The sequence below is a fragment of the Streptomyces sp. NPDC051133 genome, assembly GCF_040682635.1.
In the GTDB taxonomy this organism is placed as follows: domain Bacteria; phylum Actinomycetota; class Actinomycetes; order Streptomycetales; family Streptomycetaceae; genus Streptomyces.
Map to the genome: position 1 here is coordinate 24,659 of NZ_JBFBBK010000042.1, position 16,930 is coordinate 41,588.

Sequence of the window (16,930 nt, forward strand, 5' to 3'; positions counted from 1 at the left end):
GGGGCGGATCGCCCGTAGCCTGGATGGTTCGCGACGGGGGCTCGGGATTCCGCGATTTCGGCAACGATGGAGAAGTGTGTGATGACGGACGGTAAGCGGCGCAGGGGCCTGATGGTCGCGTCCGCACTGCTCGGTGGTGTCCTTGCGGTCACGGGCTGTTCCGGCGGCGGCAACACCAAGGCGTCCGACAGCGGCGAGAGCTCGCAGGCGAAGGCCGACGAGGCGGCGGCCAAGAAGTCGTCCGAGGCCCAGATCACCATCACGCCCAAGGACGGCTCGGACAACGCCTCCATCAACAACTCGGCCGGCGTGACGGTCGCCAAGGGCACGCTCACCGGCGTCACCATGACCTCCCAGGACGGCAAGACCGTCTCCGGTCGGCTCTCCGCCGACAAGAAGACCTGGAAGCCCAGCGCCCAGCTGGCGCGGTCCACCACCTACAAGGTCGCCGCGGAGGCCGAGGACTCCCAGGGCCGCATAGCCCACGAGAACGCCTCCTTCACGACGGTCTCCCCGGCCAACAGCTTCATAGGCACCTTCACCCCGGACGACGGCGCCACCGTCGGCGTGGGCATGCCCGTGTCGATCAACTTCGACAAGGCGATCAGCGACAAGGCGGCCGTGCAGAAGGGCATCACGGTCACCTCCAGCAGCGGCCAGCAGGTCGCCTGCCACTGGTTCAACGCCAACCGCATGGACTGCCGCCCGGAGCAGTACTGGAAGGAAGGCTCCACCGTCACCCTGAAGCTGGCGCTCGACGGCGTCCAGGGCGCGAGCGGTGTCTACGGCGTCCAGCAGAAGACGGTCACCTTCCACATCGGCCGCAACCAGGTCTCCTACGTCGACGCCAAGACCAAGCAGATGAAGGTCACGCAGGACGGCAAGGTCGTCAAGACCATCCCGGTCTCCGCCGGCGCCCCCGAGCACACCACCTACGAGGGCCAGATGGTGATCTCGGAGAAGTTCAAGCAGACCCGCATGAACGGCGCCACGGTCGGCTTCACCGACGACGACGGCAAGGGCGAGTACGACATCAAGGACGTGCCCCACGCCATGCGCCTGACCAACTCCGGCACCTTCATCCACGGCAACTACTGGGGCGCCCCCTCGGTCTTCGGCAGCGTCAACACCAGCCACGGCTGCGTCGGCCTGCAGGACAAGAAGGGCGCGGGCGACCCGAACATGCCGGCCGCGTGGTTCTACAACCACTCCCTGATCGGTGACGTCGTGGTCGTCCAGAACACCGGCGACAAGACCGTCTCGCCGGACAACGGCCTCAACGGCTGGAACATGGACTGGGCCCAGTGGCAGGCCGGTTCGGCCGCCTGACAGTCCGTCCGCAGCTTCCCGGTGCCGCCCCCAGGGGCGGCACCGTCGTTTCCGGGGGCGGCCACAGCCTTCTCATCCTTCTCTTATGCCGGCCTTAGGGTGCCGTCACGGTCCGTCCCTAGCTTGCGGCCATGTTCTTCACCTACCTGAGGCGCGAACTGCGCCGCCGCAGAAGGGCGGCTCTCGTCGTCGCCTCCGGACTCGCGCTGGGCATCGCGCTGGTCATCGTGGTCAACTCGGTGTCCAACGGCATGGGCAGGGCCCAGGACAAGGTCCTGCAGTCGCTGTACGGCCTGGGTACGGACATGACGGTCTCCAAGGCGGCGACGCCCACCGCCGCCGGCTCCCAGCAGCCCCGCTTCCGCTTCGACGCGCGGAACGATGGCGACGCCTCCCGGCAGAGCAGCGACCGGGTGCGGGTGCAGGGCTTCACGACCCTGGCCTCCTCGACCGTCACCGAGGTCGCGGACCAGAAGGGTGTCGCGCAGGCCGTCGGCGGGCTGAACCTCAGCGTGGTCAAGGTCAGCGGCCAGTTCACCCGCGGCCGGTTCCAGCAGAACGGCGACGGCGGCGGCTTCCGGCGGGGTGGCGGAAGCGGTCAGCCGCAGGGTGCGGTCAAGGGCGGCGGCGCCGACTTCGACATCAACCAGTACACGGTCTTCGGCACCGACGTCACCCGGACCGGGGTCGGCCCGCTGACCTCCTCGAAGATCACCAGCGGCCGCACCTTCACGGCCACGGAGACGAACGCCCGGGTGGCCGTGGCCGATTCGGCGTACGCCAAGCAGAAGAAGTACAAGGCCGGCTCCACCGTCACCGTCAAGGGCACCAAGTTCACGGTGATCGGCATCGCCACCGCCTCCAGCGGCGACTCGGCGGCCGACCTGTACATCCCGCTGAAGCAGGCGCAGACCCTCGCGGACGAGAAGGGCAAGGTCACCACGATCTACGTCAAGGCGGCCGACTCCCAGCAGATCGACACCGTCAAGAGCGCCATCCAGAAGAACGTCTCCGGTACGACGGTCACCACCTCCTCCGACCTCGCCAAGACGGTCTCCGGCTCCCTGTCCACCGCCTCCTCCCTCGCCGGCAAGGTCGGCAGGTGGCTGTCCATCGCCGTGCTGGTGGCCGCGTTCCTGGTCGCGGGCCTGCTCACGTCCTCCGCGGTCTCCCGCCGGGTCCGTGAGTTCGGCACCCTCAAGGCGCTGGGCTGGACGTCGGGCCGGGTGACCCGCCAGGTGGTCGGGGAAGCCGTCGTCAACGGCCTGGTGGGCGGTGCCCTCGGCATCGCCCTCGGCCTGGCGGGCGCCTACGTGGTCACGGCGGTCAGCCCGGCCCTCCAGGCCCAGCTGGGCGGCACCGGCGGCACACCGGCCGGAGCCGGCGGCGGTGGCTTCGGCGGCGGGGCGGGCGGCGGCTTCGGCGGTCCGGGACGCCAGGCGGCGAAGTCCCTGGAGGTGGCCCTCACGGCCCCGGTGAGCGTGCCGACGATCGTCCTCGCGGTCGGCCTCGCCGTGGCCGGCGGCCTGATCGCGGGAGCGTTCGGCGGCTGGCGGGCCTCGCGGCTCCGTCCGGCGGACGCGCTGCGCCGCGTCGAGTAGCCGAAGAAGCGCACCACCCGCGAACCCCCTCCAGGAGCCACCATGTACGAACTGAAGAACGTCACCAAGCGCTACGCACGGGGCAAGGACACCGTCCACGCACTCGACGCAGTCGACCTGACCATCGCCGACGGCGACCGGCTGGTGATCCAGGGCCCCACCGGCGGCGGCAAGTCCACGCTGCTGCAGATGCTGGGCGCCCTCGACCGCCCCACCTCCGGTGAAGTCGTCCTCGACGGCATCGACCTGACCAGGCTCAGCGAGGCCCGGCTGACCCGGGTCCGCAGCGAGAACATCGGCTTCGTCTTCCAGTCCTTCAACCTCATCCCCACCCTCACCGCGCAGGAGAACGTCGAGACGGCGCTCGTACCGCTCGGCATCAAGGCCAAGGAGCGCCGCGAACTCGCCGCGGAGGCACTGGCGTCCGTCGGTCTGGGGGAGCGCCTCGGGCACCTGCCCGGCGAGATGTCCGGCGGTCAGCAGCAGCGCGTCGCCATCGCCCGGGCCGTCGTCAAGAAGCCCAAGGTGCTGCTCGCCGATGAGCCGACCGGCAACCTCGACGAGGGGATGCGTGACGAGATCATGGAGGTTCTCGAACGTCTCTGGAAGGAGCACGGGCTGACCTTCATCATGGTCACCCACGACTCCTCCATCGCGAGGAAGGCCCCACGGCTCGCCACCATCCGCAAGGGGCGGATCACGGTGAAGGAGAACGCCGGCGCCTGACGCGTATAACACCCCTTCCCCACAACGCACTGCGCGGTTCTGTAACGGACTCCCGCCCACGGAGTAACAGTTTCCGGGCTCCCTTCTTACCGTCCTCTCGTCTATTGAGCCGTCTGATCGCCCCCCGGCATACTGCGTGACCCGGGGGGTTGACGTGCGCGTGTGCGAGACGTCCCCCGGCCGGGTGAACGGGGAATTCGCCCGGTACCTCATCTCCAGGGGGAGATCTTGCGCAGACAAGTGAAAAGAGCAGCTGCGGCCACGGTGGCAACGGCCGCAGCAGTCGCCCTCGCAGCGGGTATGACCAGCCCGGCGTCGGCGAAGCCCGCGGGGCACGCCCCGGCCGCCGCCTCCGCGCTCACCGTCAAGACCCGTGTCACGCTCATCACCGGTGACCGTGTGGCCCTGGACGCCAAGGGCCGGGTCGTCGGCCTGGAGCGGGCCAAGGGCCGGGAGAACATACCCTTCCAGGTCCGCAAGGCCGCCGGACACACGCTGCTCGTCCCCGCCGACGCGGCGCACCTGGTCGCCTCGGGGAAGCTGGACCAGCGCCTGTTCGACATCACCGAGCTGAACAAGGCCGCCACCCGCAAGGCGCAGCGCAACGGCCTGAAGGTCATCGTCGGCTACACCGGTGCCGCCGCGACCGCCAAGGCCGACGTCCGGGACGCGGGCCATCTGCGCCGCAGCCTGACGGCGCTGAACGCCGACGCCGTGCAGACGCCGGTCCAGGAGACCCCGCGGCTCTGGGACGCGCTCACCGACGGCGGCGGCACCGCCTCCGGGATCGCGCACGTCTGGCTCGACGGCGTCCGCAAGGCCGCCCTCGACAAGTCCGTGCCGCAGATCGGCGCCCCGGTGGCGTGGAAGGCCGGCTACACCGGCAAGGGCGTGAAGGTCGCCGTCCTGGACACGGGTGTGGACACCAGCCACCCGGACCTCAAGGACCAGGTGATCGAGTCCAAGAACTTCTCGGCCGCCACCGACGCCACCGACCACTTCGGGCACGGCACGCACGTCGCGTCCATCGTGGCGGGCACCGGCGCCAAGTCGGGCGGCAAGTACAAGGGTGTCGCTCCGGACGCCAAGATCCTCAACGGCAAGGTCCTGGACGACGGCGGCTCCGGTGACGACTCCGGCATCCTCGCCGGCATGGAGTGGGCGGCCGCGCAGGGCGCCTCGGTCGTCAACCTGAGCCTCGGCGGCTACGACAGCCCCGGCATCGACCCGCTCGAGGCCGAGGTGAACAAGCTCTCCGCGCAGAAGGGCATCCTGTTCGCGATCGCCGCGGGCAACGACGGCCCCCGGTCGATCGGTTCGCCGGGCAGCGCGGACGCCGCGCTCACCGTCGGCGCCGTCGACAAGAAGGACAAGCTGGCGGACTTCTCCTCCACCGGCCCGCGCGTCGGCGACGGCGCCATCAAGCCGGACGTCACCGCGCCGGGTGTGGACATCACCGCCGCCGCGGCCAAGGGCAGCGTCATCGACCAGGAGGTCGGTGAGAAGCCCGAGGGCTACCTGACCATCTCCGGCACCTCGATGGCCACCCCGCACGTCGCGGGGGCCGCCGCGATCCTGAAGCAGGAGCACCCCGACTGGAGTTACGCCGAGCTGAAGGGCGCCCTCACCGGCTCCGCCAAGGGCGGCGCCTACACGCCGTTCCAGCAGGGCTCGGGCCGGATCGCCGTCGACAAGGCCATCAAGCAGTCCGTGATCGCCGAGCCGGTGTCGGTGAGCTTCGGGGTGCAGCAGTGGCCGCACACCGACGACAAGCCGGTCACCAGGAAGCTGACGTACCGCAACCTCGGTGACAAGGACGTCACGCTCGACCTGACCAGCACCGGCACCAACCCCAAGGGCCAGGCGGCCCCGGCGGGCTTCTTCAAGCTCGGCGCGAGCAAGGTGACCGTCCCGGCGCACGGCACGGCGGGCGTGGACTTCACCGTCGACACCAAGCTCGGCGGCACCGTCGACGGCGCCTACTCGTCCTACGTGACGGCGACGGGCGACGGCCAGACCGTCCGCACGGCCGCCGCGGTGCAGCGCGAGGTGGAGTCGTACGACGTCACGCTGAAGGTCATCGGCCGCAACGGCAAGCCGGCCCCGTACTACAACGCCGACCTGACCGGCGTGGCCGGCCTCGCGGGCGGCGTCGACCTGACCCCCTACGACAAGTCCGGCACGGTGAAGGTGCGCGCGCCGAAGGGCACGTACATCCTCAACTCGGCGGTCTTCGCCGACCCGAAGAACGCCGGCAAGGGCGTCGACTGGATCGCCCAGCCGAAGCTGACCGTCTCCAAGAAGCAGACGATCACGATCGACGCGCGCAAGACCAAGCCGGTGGACATCACCGTCCCGGCCAAGGGTGTGAAGTCGCAGTTCGCCTCACCGAGGTTCGACGTCATGATCGGCGCCGGCCAGTACGGCTACGGCTGGTTCCTGGACTCGTACAACGGCTTCCGCACCGCCCATCTGGGCCCGCAGCTGCCCGCCGGGCAGCTGACCCAGCAGTGGGACGGCCACTGGACCAAGGGCGCGAGCGAGGAGTACGACGTCACCTCCGGCGGCCCGGTCAAGCAGCTCGCCACCGGCTACACCAAGCACTACAAGGCCGCTGACCTGGCCACGGTGAAGGCCCGGCTCGGTGCCGCCGCGAGCGGCAAGACCGGTTCCGTCGCCGCGGTCGGCTGGCTGCCCGGCAGCAGCGGCGCCTCCTCGATCAGCATCCCGCAGAAGCTGCCCGGCACCCGCACGCTGCACCTGTCCACCAAGGGCGGGGTGCAGTGGCAGCTGGAGTTCGAGCAGAACGGCGCCCTCGACAAGGACGGCTTCCCGGTCACCGAAGCGGGCTACTCGCTGGGCCAGTTCACCTTCAAGAGCGGCCGGACCTACACCAAGACGGTGAACACGGCCGTCTTCGGCCCGCACCTGAGCCAGGACCTCGGCCTGTACCGCACCGGCAACGAGATCTACGGCTTCCTGCCGCTGTTCGCCGACTCGGCCGAGCACACCGGGTACTCGCAGTACACCGCGGTGAGCACCACCCTGTACCGCAACGGCGCCAAGGTCGGCTCCAACGACGACCCGCTTGTCGGGGACAAGACCTTCAAGGTCCCCGCCGGTGACGCCGGGTACCGGCTGACCACCTCGGTCAGGCGTTCCGCGAAGGTGGCGCGGGCCTCCTCCCGGATCGACGCGGCCTGGACCTTCCGCTCGAAGAAGCCGGCGAGCGACATCGCCCGGCTTCCCGCCTCCGCCCTGCACTACGGCGCCGCGACCGGCCTGGACAGCCGCGTCGAGGCCGGAAGGACGGTCACCTTCCCGGTCAGCGTCGAGGGCTCGGCCGCGGGCGGCAACCTGAAGTCCCTGTCGGTCTACGTCTCCTACGACGGCAAGACCTTCAAGAAGGTCACCGTCCACGGCGGCAGGATCACCGTGAAGAACCCGGGGAAGGGCAAGTCCCTCTCCTTCCGCTCCAAGATCACGGACAAGAAGGGCAACACGTCGGAGATCACGATCTACGACGTGTACTTCGGCAAGTGAGCGGTACCTGAGCGGTAACACCCGCTGACGCGGCGAGGGGCACCCGGAGAACGGTTCCGGGTGCCCCTCGCTTCATGTCCTGACGTCCGTCGCCGGGAGGACCGGGGGTGCCTAGGGCCGGTGGCCCGAGGGCTGGCGCTGGGCCGACGGCACCGCGTGTGCCGCGTCCGTGCCCCAGCTGGCCAGCAGCCGCAGGGACTCGGCGGAGGGCGATCCCGGCTCCGCGTGGTAGGTGACCAGGGACTGGTCCGTGTCGTCCGTCAGCCGGAAGCTCTCGAAGTTCAGGGAGAGGTCGCCCACCAGCGGGTGGTGCAGGCGCTTCAGGCCGTGGCTCTTCTCCTTGACGTCATGGGTGGCCCACAGCCGGCGGAACTCCTCGCTCTTGACCGAGAGTTCCCCCACCAGGGCGGACAGCCGCGGGTCGTCCGGATAACAGCCCGCGTCCATCCGCAGCGCGCACACGATGTCGATCGCCTTCTGCTCCCAGTCGAGGAACAGGTCGCGGTACTCCGGCTTCAGGAACACCAGCCGTGCCCAGTTCCGCTCGGCCGCGGGCAGCTCCGACCAGTCACCGAAGACCGCCGCCGCCATCCGGTTCCAGGCGAGGATCTCCGCCCGGCGTCCGACGATGTACGCCGGCACCGCGTCCATCGTGTCCAGCAGCTGCAGCAGCGCCGAGCGGACCTGCTGCTGCCGTGCCGCCGGCTTCTTCTTGTGCGACTTGCCCTTGGCCAGATGCGTGAGGTGGGCGTGCTCGGCGTCGGTCAGGCGCAGGGCGCGGGCGATCGAGTCCAGGACCTCCGCCGAGACGTTGCGGCCGTTGCCCTGCTCCAGCCGGGTGTAGTAGGCCACCGACACCCCGGCCAGCTGCGCCAGCTCCTCCCGGCGCAGCCCCGGCACCCGGCGGTGCCGTCCGAAGTCCCGCAGTCCCACGTCCTCCGGCTTCAGCCGGGCCCGCCGGCTGCGCAGGAACTCGCTCAGCTCCGCCCGCCGGTCCAGGGGCCGGCCGACGGCGGCCGGCGCTTGCGGCTGTTCGTCCATACGGCCAGTATCGGCGGTCCCTCCCGGTCGTACGCACACGAGCCTGATCCCGTCAGTAGTAGGCACGGCAGTCGTACGCAAAGGCGTGGTCTGGGTGAGTGCCGGGAGCCGAGGCAGGCTGGACGCCGTGCCCGGCCGAAAGGCTGCCGGGCACGAACCCCCCTGCTAGGAGAACCCGGGCATGACCACTGTTGCTGCGTACGCCGCGCCCGCCGCGAAGGCCCCGCTGGAGCGGACGACCATCGAGCGGCGCGCGGTCGGCGAGTTCGACGTCCTGATCGACATCAAGTTCGCCGGCATCTGCCACTCCGACATCCACCAGGCACGTGAGGGCTGGGGCGAGGCGATCTTCCCGATGGTCCCCGGCCACGAGATCGCGGGCGTCGTCTCCGAGGTCGGCCCCGGCGTCACCAGGTTCGCCGTGGGCGACCGGGTCGGCGTCGGCTGCATGGTCGACTCCTGCCGCGAGTGCGAGAACTGCGTCAAGGGCCTGGAGCAGTACTGCCTGGGCGGGATGGTCGGCACCTACAACGCCATCGGCAAGGACGGCGAGCCGACCTACGGCGGCTACTCCGAGAAGGTCGTCGTCGACGAGAACTTCGTCGTCCGCGTCCCGGACGGCCTGGCCCTGGACGAGGCCGCCCCGCTGCTGTGCGCCGGCATCACGACCTACTCCCCGCTGCGGCACTGGAACGCCGGCCCCGGCAAGAAGGTCGCGGTCGTCGGTCTCGGCGGCCTCGGCCACATGGCCGTCAAGATCGCGCACGCGATGGGCGCGGAGGTGACGGTCCTCTCGCAGTCCCTGCGCAAGAAGGACGACGGCCTGAAGCTGGGCGCCGACCACTACCACGCCACCAGCGACCCGAAGACCTTCGAGGAACTGGCCGGCACCTTCGACCTGATCGTCTCGACCGTGTCGGCGCCGATGGACTTCGGCGCGCTGCTGTCGCTGCTGAAGGTGGAGGGCGCGCTGGTCAACGTGGGCGCGCCCGAGGAGCCGATCTCCCTCAACCTGTTCTCGGTGATCGGCGGCCGCAAGACCCTCGCGGGCTCGATGATCGGCGGCATCGCCGAGACCCAGGAGATGCTGGACTTCTGCGCGGCGCACGGCATCGGCGCAGAGATCGAGCTGATCCGCGCCGAGCAGATCAACGAGGCGTACGAGCGGGTGCTGGCGAGTGACGTCCGCTACCGCTTCGTGATCGACACGGCGACGATCTGACCGTCGCCGTCACGGCCACCGACGCGGTGGCCCGCGCCGGGCCGGCCGCACTCCTCCAGGGGCTGCGGCCGGCCCGGCCCGGTGCTGGAGCCGGTCCGCCGTCACCGGCCGCTGATGTCGAGTGCCGTTCCGTACAGCCGCTCCACCTTCAGCCGGACGACCACCCGGCGCTCGGCGACCAGCTGCGCCAGGAACGCCTCCTCGTCCTGCGGCCGCGCGTCCTGCGGGATCATGCCGAGCAGTTCCCGGCCGACCGCGTCGCCGGGGACCGTCGTGATCGCGGAGACCTCGGCCTCGCCCTCGGCGACGGCGAACGACCAGACGTCGCCGCCCTGCACATGCAGCGCCGCACGCGGGTCGCGCCGCAGGTGCCCGACCTTGGTCCGGTCGGCCGTCGTCGAGAACCGCACGACGCGGGCCTCGGCGTCCCAGCTGTAGAGCATGGTCGTCAGGTGGGGGTGGCCGCTGCGCTTGACGGTGGCGAGGGTGCCGAACCGCTGCGCGCCGAGCAGCCGTGAGAGGGCTTCGTCGGACAGGGGACGAGGCGCTGGTCCATTAGTCATGACCTGATCAACGCCCGCCACGTCCCGGCCATTTCACGAACGTCAGCCCTCGTTCCCCCTGCCCCTCCCTCAGGGGCCCTTCCTCAGGCGTGCCCGACCGGAAAGCCCTCCCCGGCCCCGTACGCCCGCACGCACACAGCGCCGTCCGCACCTGGCCGTACGACATGGACGCGCCCCAGGCCCGCCACCCGCGCCCGGCCGTCCGCGACGCCGAGCAGGGTGTTCTCGTCCACCGCGACCCCGTACGGCACCTCGCCCCGCCCGACCGCCGCGACCAGCCGCGCCAGCGTCCCCCACTGGGCCGCGTGCACGTCGACCGCGAACGGCACCAGCCCGAGCCCCGCCCGGACCTCGACCTCCGCCAGGTCCTCGCCGATCTCCTCCGCACACACCGGAACCCCGTCCAGCAGCCACCCGCCGACCACCGCCCGCCGCGCGGCGACGGCGGCACCGGCGGAGAACCCGGCGTACGGCATCCCGCGCTCCGCGAGCAGCCCCGGCAGCCGCTCCCGGCACCCCTCGAGTGCCTCCTGGTAGGCCGGTGTCAGCCCGCCGCACACCAGCAGCCCGTCGATCCCGTCCAGCGCGGCCGCCGGCTCGAACCGCCCGCCGACCGGCACGAGCAGCGGCACGGGCGTCTTCGCCCCCGCCTTGCGCAGGGCCTCGGCGTACCGCTCGAACTGCGCCGCCCCGTCCCCCTCGTCGACGACCAGGCACCCCACCCGCCGGTCCCCGCCGAGCGCCCGTACGAACGGCTCGTACACCTCGGTGGTGTCCCAGCCGCCGCCGATCAGAAACGTCCCCATCTCCGGGTTCCTCCCCCTTGCCGTAGTGCGAGGGGCGACTGTACGGGGCGGCGGCGGCCCCCGTCGCCGCAATTCGACACGGTGGCGCGCTGCGACGCCTGATGGCGGAGTCGTCCCGGCCCGTCTAACATGTTTCGACTTGACTACTTTGACCAGCATATGACAAATCGGCAAACAATTGATACCTGGTACATCGCGGGCGTTTTCGCGACAAAACTGCAGAAAAGGCTCCGCCGCGTGGCGCCGGCCACGGGTGATTCTGTGGGGCACGGCGTGCGTGGCGGCCCTCGGCTTCCTCGTTGCGCTGGAGATCGCCGCGCGTCACTACGGCCTGCCGGGACCGGTCACCAATCAGGCGCGTGAGGTGATCTTCCCGCCCAAGTCGGGTTTTCTGCTCTACGCCAGCATGGCGTTGATGATGGTCGTGCTCACCTGGCGGCAACGCCTCGTCGCGGCCGGTGTCGCGATCGGCATCGACATCGTCATCTTCTCGGTGCGATGGGCGCTGGGTATCGAGGTGACCGACGGACACCCCTTCGGGAACGGCGCGTTGTGGGTGATTCTGGGATACGCGGTCGTCGCCGTCACGCGCCGCACCGGCCGGGAACGCCTCCTGCTGCTGCAGGGCGTCGGGCTGGCCATGCTGCTGGTGGCCGGCCGCAAGACCGGTGACACCTTCCTGCTCATCACGTCCAAGACCCGCCCGACCGTGCTCGACCAGTACGTGGCGACCGCCGACCACGCCCTCGGCAACCCCTCCTGGCTGGTGGGCGAACTGGTCAAGGCCACCGGTCCGATCGGCCCCCACGTCCTCGACCTGGTCTACATCCAGCTGCCGATCGCCGCCGTCGTCGTCACGCTGTACCAGCTGCGCCACGTCGCGGCCGAACGCCGCTTCCCGGACCACCATCTGGTGCGGACCTTCCTGGTGATCGGCCTCGTCGGACCGCTCGTCTACCTGATCTTCCCGGTGGTCGGCCCGGTCTTCGCCTACGGCGGCGGCGCCTTCGGCACGGGCGGCGGCCACTGGCCCGTGGCCTATCTGTGGCCGCACACGCCACCGCCGCTCACCGCCCCGCACTCGATGCCGTTCGACGCGATCACCCCGCGCAACTGCATGCCCAGCCTGCACACCGCATGGGCCACCGCGATCTTCATCCACTCCCGCAAGGGCCCACGCGCCCTTCGCTTCGCGGGCGCGTTCTGGCTGATCGCCACACTCGGCGCCACGCTGGGATTCGGCTACCACTACGGCGCGGACCTCCTCGCCGGCGCGGTGTTCACGCTCACGGTCGAGGCGGCGCTGCGCTCCCACGGGCGCGGCTGGGACCGCGCGGGAAGCCGGCTGGTGGCCCATGGCGGGGCGGTCTTCACCGCACTTCTGCTGTCCTATCGCTACCTGCCCCTGCAGATGGCCGAACACCCCTGGATATACGGGCCGCTTCTCCTTCTGGCGACGGCCTCCGTGATCCACGGCTACGTGCGGACCACCAGGCAGTGGGACCCGAAGCCCGCCCCCGTGCACCGACCGGAACCCCAGCCCGAACCGGCCTGACCTCGCCGCATCCGGCCGCCGTCCAGCCCTCACAGGCGACTGTACGTCTCGATGTCCTCGGTGAACTCCCTGATCGCCTGCGCGGTGAGCGTCGGCCGGGTGTCGGCCACGGCGGTCATGTAGTCCTGGGTCACGGCCGGCCGGCCCCGTCGCTCCGCGACCTCCCGCTCGAACGCCGCCTGTGCGCCTTTGCGGGCGGCGAATTCGATGTCGGCGGGGGTGAACAGCTCACTCGCCTCGACCAGTTGCGCCACGTCCACCGAGTCACCGGCGGTCCTGAGATAACGGGCCCAGATCGCCGCACGGGCGGTCGGGTCCGGTGGGCCGATGGGAATGACGTAGTCGAACCGGCCCGGCCTCAGGAAGGCCGGGTCCAGCGAACGCACGGAGTTGGTGGCACAGGCCAGCAGCCGCGCGTCGTGCTCGCGGAAGCCGGGGATCAGTTTGAGCAGCTCGTTGGTCACCCCGTGCCCGGGGTCGACCGCCTTCCCGGACCGCACCCCGGCGATCTCCTCGACCTCGTCGATGAAGAGCAGCACCGAGTCCAGTTCCGCCAGATCCGCGAAGGCCTCCCGAAGCGCCGCGGCCAGCCCCTCGCTCGTGTCGGCCGCGAGCCGGGACGGGAAGAGCTCCACGAACGGCCAGCCGAGCCGCGAGGCGACCGCCTTGGCGAAGCTGGTCTTGCCGGTGCCGGGGGGACCGAACAGGATGATCGCCTTGGGCGGGGCGACACCGTAACGGTCGGCGAGCGAGGGCTCCGTCAGCGGGAGCACGACGCGACGTTCGACCACCTGCTTCTCGCGCTCCATGCCGGCCATGGCGTCCCAGAGCCCCTCGGGGAGCATGCGGCCGCCCAGCGCCGCGAGGACGTCCGCGTCGGCGGTGCCGGGCGGTTCGACCTTCTCGTAGTAGGTCAGGTCGTCGCGGAACCGGTAGCCGGAGTTCTCCAGGGCTTTCGTGCCGGCGGCACCGGCGGGCAGCAGCGCGCTGACGTGGCGCACGCCGAGCGCTCGCAGGCGCCGCTCCAGCTCGGCGAGGAGAGCACTGCCGATCCCGCGCTCGCGCCATCGCGACGCGAGCGCCACCAGGAGGATCCAGCCTCGCTTGCCGTGTGCCTCGGCCACGGCCATGCCGACCAGTTCCTCGCCGACCACCGCGACGACCGCCGTCTGACCGGCCTTCGCCGCGGCCATGACCTCCGAGACGGGAAACACCCCGTCCGCGTCGGCCCGGCGGCTCTGGTCCCAGATCTGGATGGCCTGATCGAGATCGTCGTCGTGATAGTCGCGCAGATGCCAAGCGGGCATGACCACCACCCTCACCGGCGTGGAATCCCCATTGTCCCAGCGAAGGCGTCCGATGACGATCCGGCCGGCCGGCCAGTGGGCCGACGGACGCGGTCAGGTGCCACGTTCGCTCTCACCCGCCGCAACGGCCGTGGAGGCGAGGTCCGCCGCCGACGGCTCGGTGGCGCCGGGCGTCCAGGAGCAGGCCAGGGAGCCGCCGACCAGCCCGGTGATCACTCCGAGGAAGAGGCCGCCGAGATTCGCGACGGGGAAGGAGATGAGGGTGAGCAGGAGCGTGGCGATCCCGGAGAACACGCGCAGGTGCGGCTGGTACCAGAGGGTGAGCCCCAGGGCGATGAGCAGGACCCCGATGACCAGGGCTCCGGCACCGGACGTGGTCGACAGGGCCAGCGGGATCCCGCCGAGCGCCAGATGCGCGTACGGCCAGTACAGGATGGGCAGTCCCGCCGTCGAGGTGAACAGCCCCGCCCAGAACGGACGTTCGCCACGCCAGGTCCTGAACCTGCGCCGGGCGCGCGCCGCGCTGACGCGTGCCGCGGTGACGCGCGGTCGGGGGCGTTCGGCAGGTTCGGCCCGCCCGGGAATCAGAAGCATTCGTGACGGCCGTGCTCGAGCCGCACGCGCAGTCCGGGGACGTTGAACGTACCGGCGGTGAGCGCGACCGCGGTCAGGCGCACGTCGGTCAGGGTGACCGACGAGGCCTGCTGCCCGAAGCCGTCGGGGTCGAAGTAGCGCGAGTTCCTGTCGCCCGGGTTGACCGGGCCCTTGGTGATCTCCGCCTGTGCGATCCCCTGGTCGAGGTTCGTGAAATCCGCCTGCCCGGCCGACTGGAACGTCGTGTCGAGGAACAGGTTCGTCGCTTCGACCGGTCGCTCGTCCCCACCGGTGAGCTTCAGCGTCTGCGTGCCCAGCAGCGGGACCTCGACCAGTACGGACTGGCACAGCGCGCTGATCGTCGAGTGCCGGGCCCCGGTGACCTCCACCGGCACCCGCTCGCCCTGCCTGGTCACGTCCACCATGCCGTACGCGCTGAAGCCGCGGGCGGTCAGCGTGTCCGCGGTGACCTGGAACTCCTTGCCGGAGATGAGGAACGACGCGGCCAGCACGCCCTGTCCCATGGCGATGCCGAGGACCGCGCAGGCGGCGACGCTGGGAACCAGTACCGCCGCGAAGCGGCGCCAACGGGTTCTGCCGGCACGGGGCGACATCCCGTCTCCTTCGGTCACGGCGCGAGCCGCCTCTTACCTGGACGAAGCGGGCATTCTCCTTGCTGCCCAGTGACGGATCCTAGGCTTCCGGATGTGGTGATCGGCTGCACGCCAGGGCCGCCGTACGGGTGACGCCGATGTCGCCGTACGCCCGCACGAAGGGGTGGCACCATGGCGCGCATGCTGAACTACAACCTCCCCGTGCCCGATCTCGGCGACGCCGGTGTCCTGTCCGCGCTGGTGGCCGAGGGCGACGAGCTCGACGACCTGGTCACGGCAGTGGACGACTGGTCCGTAGCGACACCGGCACCGGGCTGGACGGTCGCCCACCAGTTAGCCCACCTCGCGTGGGCGGACGCGAACGCGCTCAGCGCCTTACGCACTCCGGACGCGTTCGGCGCCGAGCTCAGGCGGGCGGAAGCCGAAGGCAGCGGGTACGCGGACCAGGCCGCCGCCGCGGGAGCGGCGATGACCCCGGCCCTGATGACGCCCCTTCGTCTGATGGAGACCTGGGCACACGGGCAGGACGTCTTCGACGCCGTGGGCGTGGTGCACCGCCCGACGGATCGACTGCGGCACGTCGCGTCGCTGGGGGTGCTGGGACGGGCGCTGTCCTTCGCCGCCGTCGGACTGGCCGAGCCGGCGGACCCCTTCCGCGTCGAGCTGACAGCACCTGACGGACGGACCTGGGTGTGGGGCCCCGAGACGGCCGCGCAACGCGTACAGGGCGGCGCCCACGACTTCTGCCTGTGTGTCACCCGGCGTCGCCCCTGGTCCGAGACCGGCATGACGGCGACCGGCGAGGACGCCCGGAAGTGGCTGGAGGTCGCCCGCGTCTTCCTCTGATGAAGCCCCCTCCCGGACCGGGAACAGGGCTCACCGTGCCGGCAGGCGCAGCGACGGGGGTCAGCCGGGCAGGCTTGCCGGGCTGCCGCCGTTGGCCTCGTAGCCGGCCACGGCCAGGGCGCGGTAGAGGGCGAAATCGGCGGCCGGGTCGGCGGACAGGGTCCAGGGCAGGGCCCCGACGTGGCCGTCGACGTGGATCAGCTGGTCCATCGCCTCCGACCAGCGCTCGGCGCGCACCAGGAAGAAGACCAGCAGATGGCGGACGTGCGCGAGCATCGGGTCGTCGGGGCGGGCGGTGTGCACGGCGTGCAGCGCGCCGTGCATCGCCTTCGTGACGACCTCGCTCTGGTAGAAGCTCGCGACCAGGTTCACCTCGGGGAGGTGCTCGAAGACCGCGAACAGCGGCAGTGCGGCGAGCAGCGAGCCCTGCGGGGCGCGGGCCGCGGCGGCCTCGGCGAAGGCGTACGCCTGCTCACGCGAGCCGTGCCACTTCTCGCACCAGTAGTGCAGCGCGGCCAGATGCGCGCCCATGTGGTGCGGCGCGCGGTCCAGGATCTTCAGCCACAGCTGCTCGAACTCGGCCTGCGGACAGGCGAGCCCGCGGGCGACGGACAGCTCGACGACGTACGGGACCGGGTCGCCGGGCGCCAACAGGGCCGCCTGCGCGCAGGCCTCCCGGGCCTCCTCCATGATGATCCTGAAGTCGTCCGTGCCCGGCGTCGACGTACGCCACGCCTGCTGCACCAGGAACTCCGCGTGGACGGCGGCGCCGCCCGCTTCCTTCGGCTGCTCGGCCCGCCACACTCTGAGCCACTGGCCGCCCGGCGTCTCGTGTATCCCGCCCGGCCGCTGCTGCAGCTCCAGCGCGGCGGCGCCCGCGAAGGCCTGCACCCGCTGCCAGCGCTCCTCGCCCCCGGACTCGGTGCCGGCCAGCAACTGGGAGGCGGCCCGGTAGTCCTGCGTGCGCTGCACCACTTCCAGGACGTCCAGCAGATCCTGGTCCGGGCCGGGCATGCGCACGTCCAGCTCCTCCTGGCGCACGAAGCCGTAGTCCGCCGGGTCCGCGGCATCGGGGTGCCCCGGGGGGACCTGCTCGATCGCCCCGCGCCTGCGCCGCATGACCGGGAGCAGGACGAAGCTCAGCATGAGCAGCGCCATCAGCAGCCAGAGAATCGCCATGTCC

Annotated in this window: 14 protein-coding genes; 7 read left to right on the forward strand and 7 right to left on the reverse strand. The window is 70.9% G+C overall.

Translation table 11 applies throughout. The annotated features are described in order from the left end of the window. Positions 1 to 81 precede the first annotated feature (81 nt). From AB0N17_RS33285 to AB0N17_RS33300, 4 genes are all read left to right on the forward strand, one after another. Positions 82 to 1,329, forward strand: coding sequence for an Ig-like domain-containing protein (locus AB0N17_RS33285; protein WP_366015328.1), 1,248 nt, complete (start codon positions 82 to 84; stop codon positions 1,327 to 1,329). A gap of 131 nt (positions 1,330 to 1,460) precedes the next feature. Continuing rightward, positions 1,461 to 2,930, forward strand: a complete 1,470-nt coding sequence (locus tag AB0N17_RS33290; protein ID WP_366015329.1) for an ABC transporter permease — start codon at positions 1,461 to 1,463, stop codon at positions 2,928 to 2,930. Positions 2,931 to 2,972: 42 nt separating this feature from the next. Next, complete coding sequence (locus AB0N17_RS33295) at positions 2,973 to 3,656, forward strand: ABC transporter ATP-binding protein (protein ID WP_366015330.1); 684 nt, start codon at positions 2,973 to 2,975, stop codon at positions 3,654 to 3,656. A gap of 300 nt (positions 3,657 to 3,956) precedes the next feature. Beyond that, positions 3,957 to 7,199 (forward strand): S8 family serine peptidase, encoded by a 3,243-nt coding sequence (locus AB0N17_RS33300; protein ID WP_366015331.1) that lies wholly within the window; start codon positions 3,957 to 3,959, stop codon positions 7,197 to 7,199. A 111-nt stretch (positions 7,200 to 7,310) separates the two neighbouring features. On the opposite strand, the gene AB0N17_RS33305 is transcribed toward AB0N17_RS33300, so the two are convergent. Next, a complete protein-coding gene (locus tag AB0N17_RS33305) occupies positions 7,311 to 8,240 on the reverse strand; it encodes a helix-turn-helix transcriptional regulator (RefSeq protein ID WP_366015332.1) in 930 nt (309 codons plus the stop codon). Positions 8,241 to 8,421: 181 nt separating this feature from the next. Between AB0N17_RS33305 and AB0N17_RS33310 the strand changes: the two genes are divergently transcribed. Continuing rightward, the gene (locus AB0N17_RS33310) at positions 8,422 to 9,462 is read left to right on the forward strand and encodes an NAD(P)-dependent alcohol dehydrogenase (protein ID WP_366015333.1); all 1,041 of its coding nucleotides are present in this window, start codon (positions 8,422 to 8,424) and stop codon (positions 9,460 to 9,462) included. Between the two features lie 101 nt (positions 9,463 to 9,563). Here AB0N17_RS33310 and AB0N17_RS33315 read toward each other — a convergent pair whose 3' ends face one another. Further along, positions 9,564 to 10,025 carry a TIGR03618 family F420-dependent PPOX class oxidoreductase gene (locus AB0N17_RS33315; RefSeq protein ID WP_366015334.1) on the reverse strand — a complete coding sequence of 154 codons (462 nt, stop codon included), beginning with the start codon at positions 10,023 to 10,025 and terminating at the stop codon, positions 9,564 to 9,566. Positions 10,026 to 10,108: 83 nt separating this feature from the next. Continuing rightward, complete coding sequence (locus tag AB0N17_RS33320) at positions 10,109 to 10,831, reverse strand: hypothetical protein (RefSeq protein ID WP_366015335.1); 723 nt, start codon at positions 10,829 to 10,831, stop codon at positions 10,109 to 10,111. Positions 10,832 to 11,108: 277 nt separating this feature from the next. On the opposite strand from AB0N17_RS33320, the gene AB0N17_RS33325 reads away from it, so the two are divergent. Beyond that, positions 11,109 to 12,386, forward strand: a complete 1,278-nt coding sequence (locus AB0N17_RS33325) for a phosphatase PAP2 family protein (RefSeq protein ID WP_366015336.1) — start codon at positions 11,109 to 11,111, stop codon at positions 12,384 to 12,386. 29 nt (positions 12,387 to 12,415) lie between these two features. Here AB0N17_RS33325 and AB0N17_RS33330 read toward each other — a convergent pair whose 3' ends face one another. The 3 genes from AB0N17_RS33330 to AB0N17_RS33340 form a co-directional block, all read right to left on the reverse strand. Continuing rightward, positions 12,416 to 13,702 (reverse strand): GNAT family N-acetyltransferase, encoded by a 1,287-nt coding sequence (locus AB0N17_RS33330; RefSeq protein ID WP_366015366.1) that lies wholly within the window; start codon positions 13,700 to 13,702, stop codon positions 12,416 to 12,418. Positions 13,703 to 13,786: 84 nt separating this feature from the next. Beyond that, positions 13,787 to 14,287: a DUF6114 domain-containing protein gene (locus AB0N17_RS33335; RefSeq protein ID WP_366015337.1), complete on the reverse strand. Its 501-nt coding sequence runs from the start codon at positions 14,285 to 14,287 to the stop codon at positions 13,787 to 13,789. Continuing rightward, positions 14,278 to 14,901 (reverse strand): DUF6230 family protein, encoded by a 624-nt coding sequence (locus AB0N17_RS33340; protein WP_366015338.1) that lies wholly within the window; start codon positions 14,899 to 14,901, stop codon positions 14,278 to 14,280. The genes AB0N17_RS33335 and AB0N17_RS33340 overlap by 10 nt, the downstream gene beginning before the upstream one ends. A 171-nt stretch (positions 14,902 to 15,072) precedes the next feature. Between AB0N17_RS33340 and AB0N17_RS33345 the strand changes: the two genes are divergently transcribed. Further along, complete coding sequence (locus AB0N17_RS33345; RefSeq protein WP_366015339.1) at positions 15,073 to 15,747, forward strand: maleylpyruvate isomerase family mycothiol-dependent enzyme; 675 nt, start codon at positions 15,073 to 15,075, stop codon at positions 15,745 to 15,747. A 60-nt stretch (positions 15,748 to 15,807) separates the two neighbouring features. Here AB0N17_RS33345 and AB0N17_RS33350 read toward each other — a convergent pair whose 3' ends face one another. Next, positions 15,808 to 16,926, reverse strand: coding sequence for a hypothetical protein (locus AB0N17_RS33350; protein ID WP_366015340.1), 1,119 nt, complete (start codon positions 16,924 to 16,926; stop codon positions 15,808 to 15,810). Positions 16,927 to 16,930: the final 4 nt, after the last annotated feature.

Excerpts from the sequence above, each read along its gene's own strand:
- AB0N17_RS33285 (WP_366015328.1), top strand. The coding sequence starts at position 82 with ATGACGGACGGTAAGCGGCGCAGGGGCCTGATGGTCGCGTCCGCACTG.
- AB0N17_RS33290 (WP_366015329.1), top strand. The coding sequence starts at position 1,461 with ATGTTCTTCACCTACCTGAGGCGCGAACTGCGCCGCCGCAGAAGGGCG.
- AB0N17_RS33295 (WP_366015330.1), top strand. The coding sequence starts at position 2,973 with ATGTACGAACTGAAGAACGTCACCAAGCGCTACGCACGGGGCAAGGAC.
- AB0N17_RS33300 (WP_366015331.1), top strand. The coding sequence starts at position 3,957 with ATGACCAGCCCGGCGTCGGCGAAGCCCGCGGGGCACGCCCCGGCCGCC.
- AB0N17_RS33305 (WP_366015332.1), bottom strand. The coding sequence starts at position 8,240 with ATGGACGAACAGCCGCAAGCGCCGGCCGCCGTCGGCCGGCCCCTGGAC.
- AB0N17_RS33310 (WP_366015333.1), top strand. The coding sequence starts at position 8,422 with ATGACCACTGTTGCTGCGTACGCCGCGCCCGCCGCGAAGGCCCCGCTG.
- AB0N17_RS33315 (WP_366015334.1), bottom strand. The coding sequence starts at position 10,025 with ATGACTAATGGACCAGCGCCTCGTCCCCTGTCCGACGAAGCCCTCTCA.
- AB0N17_RS33320 (WP_366015335.1), bottom strand. The coding sequence starts at position 10,831 with ATGGGGACGTTTCTGATCGGCGGCGGCTGGGACACCACCGAGGTGTAC.
- AB0N17_RS33335 (WP_366015337.1), bottom strand. The coding sequence starts at position 14,287 with ATGCTTCTGATTCCCGGGCGGGCCGAACCTGCCGAACGCCCCCGACCG.
- AB0N17_RS33340 (WP_366015338.1), bottom strand. The coding sequence starts at position 14,901 with ATGTCGCCCCGTGCCGGCAGAACCCGTTGGCGCCGCTTCGCGGCGGTA.
- AB0N17_RS33345 (WP_366015339.1), top strand. The coding sequence starts at position 15,073 with ATGGCGCGCATGCTGAACTACAACCTCCCCGTGCCCGATCTCGGCGAC.
- AB0N17_RS33350 (WP_366015340.1), bottom strand. The coding sequence starts at position 16,926 with ATGGCGATTCTCTGGCTGCTGATGGCGCTGCTCATGCTGAGCTTCGTC.